Below are 6,922 nucleotides of genomic sequence, written 5' to 3'. Positions count from 1 at the left end.
TCGTGGCTACGTACCAGTAGAAGATCCACTCGAGGTAGAGCTCAGAGTCGTATTCCGTTTGCTGTTTGGCATCCTGATGGCGGATGCCAAACTGGCTCAGCCCCGGGTTGCCGGTGAGCGCGACGGCCTGCTGCACGGCCGCCGTGGCGGCCCGGGTGGCCAGCACCTGGGCCGGGCCCGTCCGGGCCACCGCGTCCGGCTCGCCCCGGTCCACCCGGGGGGCCAGGCCCTCGACCAGTTCCTCGGCCCCGATCAGCTGGGCCTCGATCTCGCCGAGGGCGCAGCGGTAGCGGGGCAGGGTGCCGAGCGGTTCGGTCAGATTGGCGGGCGTGCGCTGGCTGAGGAAGCGGACCAGCCAGGATTCGGCGGCCCGCGCCACGCCGATCGCCACGGCGGCGAGGGCCAGGTCCTGCCAGGCGCGGGCGAGTTCGGCCTCCGCGTGGTCCTGCGATCCGGGGGCGCCTAGGCCGAGCGCAAGTTCGGCCGGCACCCGCACCCCGTCGAGGACGACGTCGTGGCTGGCGCTGGCCCGCAGGCCGAGCTGGTCCCAGGTCGGGTCGATCTCCAGGCCCTCGCTCTCGCCGCGGACCAGGAAGGTGCCGACCCTCGGTTCGGGCTCGTCGGTCCGCGCGGTCACCGCCATCCAGGCCAGCGCCTCGGCGCCGGTGCAGTAGGTCTTCCGGCCGGTCAGCAGCCAGCCGTCGCCGTCCCGTCGGGCCACCGTCGCGGGCAGTCCGTCGGCTCCGGCCGATCCGGCCGCACCGGCCGCTCCGCCGCCGGGCTCCGCCCGGAGCGTGGTGACCAGGGCGGGCCCGCGTCGGGATTCGCTGAGCAGTCGCCGGTACCCGGCCGTCGGCCAGCCGGCGCTGCGGGCCTGCTCGGCGTGCCGGAGCAGGGTGAAGGCGGTGACCACGGCCACCGAGGCGTCGCCGCGCCCGAGTTGGGCCAGCACCCGGACGGTGTCGGCGAGCGTTCCGCCCGGGCCGCCGTAACGCGGCGAGACGGTGAGGGTGAGCAGCCCGGCCTCGTGCACCGCCTCGATGCCCTGGTACGGGAAGGTCGCGTCGCGGTCGTGCTCCTCGGCGCGCGCGGCCAGCAGGTCGACGACCCGGGGCAGCCCGGCCAGGGCTGCCTCGATCGCGCTGCGGTCCGGTTCGGGCGCGTTCGTGCGGCCGGGATCAGGATGGCCGGAACTCGGACGGCCGGGAGCCCGGCGCCCCCGATCCGGGCGGCCGGAGTCCAGGCGGCCGGGTGCCGACTGACCGGGCGCCGACTGGCCCGAAGTCGACGCCGAGTGGCCAGATTTCGACCGGCCGGACGCGGCGTCGCCCGTCGCGGCGCGGCCGGAAGCCGAGTGGCCGGAATCCGATCCTTCGATCGGGGAACGGTCGTTCGAGGGACGATCGGTGGTGGCGGGGGTCGTCATGATGCTGGTGCCTCCGGACGGCAGCGTGGGCTCGGCGAATGCGGGCGGCACGCCGCACGGGCGCGCGGAACCGGCTGGCGGCCCCGGAGGTCGAAGCGCGGCCCGCCCCCAGGATTCGGCACCGGCCCGGTCGGGGCCGGCTGCCCACCGCCACGGGGGTGGATCCCCCTCAGCGGCCCGGACACGCCGCGCTGGCGGTCCGCCGCAGATCGAGGTGCCTGCGACGGGTCAGCAGCGGGAGACGGCACGGCATGTCCGCGACTGTACGAACCGTTGATCGAAACCGTCAAGGAGACGGGCCCCGGGCGGGCGCCCGGTCAGCCCTGCTGGAACATGTCGGCCGGAAGCGGCTTCAGCAGCTGGTACAGGTCGTCCGAAATCGGTCGGTCCCAGGACGCGATGGTGACCAGAACGCCGTCGCTGCGGCCGAACTGGGCGCAGAACACGCGCTCCTCGCTGACCTTGACCTTCTTCACGATCAGCAGGTCGTCCCCGAGCATGACCGGAAAGTCCTCGGCCGAGACGAAGTCGACCGGCTCGTCGTTCTCCAGCGCCGCGAGCAGCTGGCGCACCTCGAAGGGCACGCCGTCGCCGGTCTCCCGGGCGGGCGAGCCCTCGGGGAGGTTGCCGATGAACATCGCCGGGCCGCGGCCGCCGAACAGGTCGTAGCGCAGGAAGATCCCCTGGCAGGAGCCGTCCGGGCCGGTCATCATGGCCGCACCGAAGTCGCCGGGCCAGTCGCCCGGGTCCATCGCGAGCACGTCGAAGTCCGGGCCGGCGGGCTGTCCGGAGCGACGGCGGAGAAAAGACATGGGAACATCGTACGTGCCCGGCACACCGCGCTCGCGGGGTGGGTGGGGCACCGTCCCGGGACCGGCGGGAGATCGACGCTCAGAGACCAATGTTGACTCTGAGCAACCGTCCGGGCTACGTTCGGTTCAGCACGACAGCCGTTCTGGGTTTCACCCTTCGGGGGGACGGCATGTCGCAACGCGGCCCTACACGCGTATCCCTCACTGTGCACTTGTCGTGCCGAAAAGCCGAGCGCCCAGCTTCGTCATCGCACACAGCACAACACACAAGCCAACAGTTCCATGCAGTTCCGTGCAGTTGATGCAAACAAGAGCCAGATCCGCGGGGCCCCGGCCCGTCGCTCCCGCGGATCTGCTCGGGACGCCGCCGCGTGGGGGCGTGCGGGTCCCGAGCAAAGGTGCCGTCATCCGAGTCGCTCTCGGCTTCGGCGCCAGCCTCCCGGCGACTGCCGGCCCTTCGTGGGCCGGGACCGGCCGACGCACCCCGGTGCGCAGGGGATGACTGGGAGGAGGCCTGGCAGTACTGCCGGGCCGCACAGCAGGCGCCGTGTCTGGCCGCGTGGGGGCGGTGGGCACGGCGTCTGCCTGTGCTCATACTCTGAGCTGCGTTTGTCTAACAGTCAACAGAAATTCTGACGGGGCACACTCAAGCGATCACCGGTTCTGCTGTCCGGCACGGGGATCACCTGCCGAACCGCCCGCGGAGCGGACCCGTCCACCGGGCACGTCCGTGCCGGGCGGGTCCGCTCCTTCGGCACCTCAGGTGAGGTCGAACTCGCCGTCCCGGGCGCCGAGCACGAAGGCCCGCCACTCGGCCGGGGTGAACACCAGCACGGGGCCGTCCTCCTGGCGGCCGTCCCGCATCCCGATGTACCCGTCCACGAAGGCGATCTGGACGTCCCCGACACCCTGGCTGCTGCACAGCCACTCGGCCCCGGTGAAATCCACCTTCGGCTTCCCGTTCGGCGCCAGCTCCGGCTGGGCGCCGGGCGCCCCCGTGTCCGTCCCGCTGTCCACTGCCACTGACCGCTCTCCTCCCGACGACGTTCCGGGGCCAGCCTAGCCACACCGGCCGGGCCCGGTCAGCGGGTTGACGGGGACTCGATCGGACGGGGGCGGCGCTCCCGAGGCGGGCCGCCACGGGACCCCGGCGGGACCCCGGCAGGACTCCGGCAGGGTCGGCGCAGGGACCGCCGCCGGACCGTCCGGGAACAGCCATACGACCACCGAACAACCGCTCCACGACCGCCGGGGCACCGGCCTGGTCGGGCCCCCGGGGCCCTGCGGGCTCCGCCGGCACGTCCGGGCCCACCGGCGCGTGTCCCGAGCGGCTGCGGCCGCGGGCAGCTGCCAGAGTGCTGCCAGGGCGCGTACGGCCCCGAACCCACCTCCAGCCCTCGACCCCGCCCAGGGAGCAGCCGATGAGCCGCCGGGACGGCACCCGCGCCGATGTCATCCCCATCTCCGACGCCCCCTCGGCCCACCCCCCGGCGCCCCGGACCCCGCCCGTGCCCACCCCGCTGCCCCGGCCCACCCCGGCGCGGCCGTCCGCGCACGGCCGGGTCGGGGTCGTCCTGGTCTCGCACAGCCAGGAACTGGCCACCGCCGTCCGCCAGCTGGCGCTCGTTCTGACCGGATCCGACTCCCCCGCGCCGGTCGCCGCGACCGGCGGCGATCCGGCCGACGGCGCGGGGATCAGCGCGGTGCTGGTGGCCGCCGCCACCCGGCGGGTCGACCAGGGGCACGGCGTGGTGGTGCTCGCCGACCTCGGCGGAGCGGTCACCACCGTCCGGGCCCTGCTGTCGGAGGCCGACGAGCACGGCCTGCCGTTCCCGGTCCGGTTCGCGAACGCGCCGTTCGTGGAGGGCGCGGTGGCCGCCACCGCGACGGCCACCGCGGGCGGGGACCTGGCGGCGGTGCTGGACGCGGCGGAGGAGGCCTACCGGCAGGGCAAGACCTGACGGACCCGGACCGGTCCGCCGGCGGTCAGGGGTACTCCCGGCCCTCCCAGCTGAAGGTCGCCGGACCCCGGCACTCCAGGGCGTGGCGCAGCCGCTCGTGCTCGGAGTCGATCATCGGCGGCAGCTCGTCCAGTCCGAACCAGCCCACCTCCAGCGACTCGTCGTCGTTGACCCTCGCCTCGCCGCCGACCACCCGGCAGCGGAAGGTCAGCACCAGGTACTGGGTCAGGTCGCCGTTCGGGTAGGTCACCTGCGGGGAGACCGTGACCGAGGCGAGCAGCTCGGGCACGACCAGCACCCCGGTCTCCTCCAGGCACTCCCGCACCACGCCGTCGGCGGGCTGCTCGCCCGGGTCGAGGATGCCGCCGACCGTCGCCCACCGACCGTCGTCGGCCCGCCGGGCGAGCAGCACCCGGCCCTGGTCGTCCACCGCGACGGCGACGACGGCGCTCAGCCAGAGCGGGTGGGTCCCGACGAGGGAGCGGAGTTCGGCGAGGAAGGGGGGTATGGCCATGCGGCGCAGCCTACCGAGCCGTCGACCGGCCGGACGGGCTGCCGCACCCGCCGTCGAACGCGGCAACGGGGCGAGGGTGTGAACCGATCCCTTGAACGCATTCACAGTAAGGGCAGGTTGAACTCATTGTCGGGAAATGGTGAAAGAAGAGCACAGGGAGATTGTGGGACTGGATGAAATTTGGTCGATCTGACCAATTTCACGCGTTCTGTTGACCGATCCCCTGACGGTTAGGACCGAGTTCTCCGCAGCGCTCTCGCGCGCCGCCGGACTCCCGCTAGAGCGCGGCTCGCCGCCGGTCGCGGAGCACGCCGAAGGCGATCCGGCCGAGCAGCAGGACGCCCGCCGCCAGACAGCCGGCCACCGCCATCGCCCAGGCCGGACCGTCACTGTCCGGAACGGCCACGGCCACGACGATGCCCAGCACCAGGCACGCCACACCGACCACTGCCAGCGGAATCTGGTGGGTGACCAGCGCTCCGCCGCTGCACGCGCGAGCCATCCGGGTCGCGCCGTGGCGGTGAAAGGGATCACGGTCCGCATCTGCCATGAGCCCAAGGTACCCCGGGCACGCCCGGGCGGCAGCCCGCGCGGAGTGAGCGGCCCGACACCCAGGGCGACCGGTCCGCGCGGGCGATGCCCGTCACCGATACGTGTTCGCACTCCACAATCAGTCCACGAAAAATCCTCGTCCCCCCGGTACAACCATCCCGCCCGGGCAGCGGTCTCAATGGCATCGAGTGATCCAGGAGCCGTTCGCGGGACGGGTGAGAACCCCCCACCGAGAACCGGAATACCCAGGAGGCGGAGCCGCCGCCTCCTGGAGTCGGAGGCCGGGCTCCGTCCTCCGGCGGGACCGCCACGCCGCTAGGCGATCGAGGGGGAACCGTTGCCGCAAACCCAGTCCACCACACCGATCTCCATCGCCCGTGCCAGGCCCGTGGCCGGCATGCGGGCACTGCCGCCACCCACCGCGTGCGCGGCCGACCGCCGCGGAGTCGATCGTCACGGGGGCGATCACCACGCGGCCGATCACCACGGGACCGATCGTCACGGGGGCGATCACCACGCGGCCGATCGGCAGGGTTCCGGCCGACACGACGCCGGCCACCACGGCACCGACCGGCGGCGGTCGTCCATGGCTGCAGGACGCGTCGCGACGGGATACGCCGAGGCCGGGCGCGCCCGGGCCGGGCATCCCGAGCCGGAGCGCTCGGAACCGGGACGCCCGGAGCCGGGGCACCCCGGGCCGGGACAGCAGGACGCGCGGGGCGAATGGCTGCGGTTCGCCCCCGTACAACCGCTGTTCCGGGCCAGGGCCGCCCAGCGGCTCGCCGTCCTGGCCTACCACGGGGTGACCGACCACCGCTCCTTCGGGGCCCAGCTCGACCGGCTGCGGAGACTGGCCACCCCGGTCTCCCTCCAAGCCGTGCTCGAGGCCGTCGCCGAACGGCGGCCGCTGCCGCCGCGCAGCGTCCTGGTCACCTTCGACGACGCCGACCGGAGCGTGCTCACCCACGCCCTGCCGGCCCTCGACGCCCGCGGCATCCCCGCGACCGCCTTCGTCATCTCCGAGCTCATCGGCACCGAACGCCCCTTCTGGTGGCACGAGGCCGACTTCCTCGCCCGCCACGGCGGCCGCGCCCGCTCGCTCGACTGCGGCCACCCGTCCCAGCTGCTGCCCCGCCTCAAGGCCATGCCGGACCCGGACCGGCGCCGCAGCCTGCACGAACTGCGCGTCAGTGCCGACCGGCGGCCACCCCGCCAGGAACAGCTCACCCCGGCCGACCTCCTCGCCCTCCGGGACGGCGGCGTCGCCATCGGCAACCACACCCAGGGGCACCCGTGCCTCGGCCGCTGCGACGACGCCACCGTCCGCGCCGAGATCACCGGGGCCCACGAGGCCCTCACCCACTGGCTCGGCGAACCACCGATCGCCTTCGCCTACCCGGACGGCGGGCACGACCCGCGCGCCGAAGCCGTGCTCCAGGAGCTGGGCTACCGCCTCGGCTTCCTCTCCGACCACCGTCTCGGCCCCCGGCTCCCCAGCCATCCCCTCCAGATCAGCCGCCTCCAGGTCGACTCCACCACCAGCACCCGCCGGTTCGACACCATCCTCTCCGGCCTCGAACCCGCCTACCGCCGCTGGCGCCGCCAGGCAGTGGCCTGATCGAACGCGCCCGCCGCCCGCCTCCCGAGGGGGGCGGGC

General features: G+C 73.8%; 8 protein-coding genes. 2 read left to right on the top strand and 6 right to left on the bottom strand.

Features of this window, described 5'->3' with window-relative positions:
- The 4 genes from ABT247_RS30335 to ABT247_RS30320 form a co-directional block, all read right to left on the bottom strand.
- Positions 1 to 1,426, bottom strand: a 1,426-nt coding sequence (locus tag ABT247_RS30335) for an acyl-CoA dehydrogenase family protein (RefSeq protein WP_350748912.1), incomplete at its 3' end; no start/stop codon positions are given.
- Between the two features lie 169 nt (positions 1,427 to 1,595).
- Complete coding sequence (locus ABT247_RS30330) at positions 1,596 to 1,679, bottom strand: putative leader peptide (RefSeq protein WP_350526312.1); 84 nt, start codon at positions 1,677 to 1,679, stop codon at positions 1,596 to 1,598.
- Between the two features lie 64 nt (positions 1,680 to 1,743).
- Positions 1,744 to 2,238, bottom strand: a complete 495-nt coding sequence (locus ABT247_RS30325; RefSeq protein WP_350748909.1) for a hypothetical protein — start codon at positions 2,236 to 2,238, stop codon at positions 1,744 to 1,746.
- 759 nt (positions 2,239 to 2,997) lie between these two features.
- Positions 2,998 to 3,255, bottom strand: coding sequence for a DUF397 domain-containing protein (locus tag ABT247_RS30320; RefSeq protein ID WP_350748915.1), 258 nt, complete (start codon positions 3,253 to 3,255; stop codon positions 2,998 to 3,000).
- 404 nt (positions 3,256 to 3,659) lie between these two features.
- Between ABT247_RS30320 and ABT247_RS30315 the strand changes: the two genes are divergently transcribed.
- Complete coding sequence (locus ABT247_RS30315) at positions 3,660 to 4,199, top strand: PTS-dependent dihydroxyacetone kinase phosphotransferase subunit DhaM (RefSeq protein WP_350748906.1); 540 nt, start codon at positions 3,660 to 3,662, stop codon at positions 4,197 to 4,199.
- A 25-nt stretch (positions 4,200 to 4,224) separates the two neighbouring features.
- On the opposite strand, the gene ABT247_RS30310 is transcribed toward ABT247_RS30315, so the two are convergent.
- Both ABT247_RS30310 and ABT247_RS30305 read right to left on the bottom strand, forming a co-directional pair.
- Positions 4,225 to 4,713 carry an NUDIX hydrolase gene (locus ABT247_RS30310; protein ID WP_350748903.1) on the bottom strand — a complete coding sequence of 163 codons (489 nt, stop codon included), beginning with the start codon at positions 4,711 to 4,713 and terminating at the stop codon, positions 4,225 to 4,227.
- A 277-nt stretch (positions 4,714 to 4,990) separates the two neighbouring features.
- On the bottom strand, positions 4,991 to 5,263 hold the full coding sequence (locus ABT247_RS30305; protein WP_350748900.1) for a hypothetical protein: 273 nt from the start codon (positions 5,261 to 5,263) through the stop codon (positions 4,991 to 4,993).
- Between the two features lie 588 nt (positions 5,264 to 5,851).
- Between ABT247_RS30305 and ABT247_RS30300 the strand changes: the two genes are divergently transcribed.
- Complete coding sequence (locus ABT247_RS30300; RefSeq protein ID WP_350748897.1) at positions 5,852 to 6,883, top strand: polysaccharide deacetylase family protein; 1,032 nt, start codon at positions 5,852 to 5,854, stop codon at positions 6,881 to 6,883.
- Positions 6,884 to 6,922 lie beyond the last annotated feature (39 nt).

This window comes from Kitasatospora sp. NPDC001539, assembly GCF_040298565.1.
Taxonomy (GTDB): domain Bacteria; phylum Actinomycetota; class Actinomycetes; order Streptomycetales; family Streptomycetaceae; genus Kitasatospora.
The sequence above is the reverse complement of the archived record's forward strand: the minus strand, read 5'-3'. Positions and strand labels throughout refer to the sequence as shown.

Coding starts and splice junctions, on each gene's coding strand:
- ABT247_RS30305 (WP_350748900.1), bottom strand. CDS start 5,263: ATGGCAGATGCGGACCGTGATCCCTTTCACCGCCACGGCGCGACCCGG.
- ABT247_RS30325 (WP_350748909.1), bottom strand. CDS start 2,238: ATGTCTTTTCTCCGCCGTCGCTCCGGACAGCCCGCCGGCCCGGACTTC.
- ABT247_RS30330 (WP_350526312.1), bottom strand. CDS start 1,679: ATGCCGTGCCGTCTCCCGCTGCTGACCCGTCGCAGGCACCTCGATCTG.
- ABT247_RS30315 (WP_350748906.1), top strand. CDS start 3,660: ATGAGCCGCCGGGACGGCACCCGCGCCGATGTCATCCCCATCTCCGAC.
- ABT247_RS30310 (WP_350748903.1), bottom strand. CDS start 4,713: ATGGCCATACCCCCCTTCCTCGCCGAACTCCGCTCCCTCGTCGGGACC.
- ABT247_RS30300 (WP_350748897.1), top strand. CDS start 5,852: ATGGCTGCAGGACGCGTCGCGACGGGATACGCCGAGGCCGGGCGCGCC.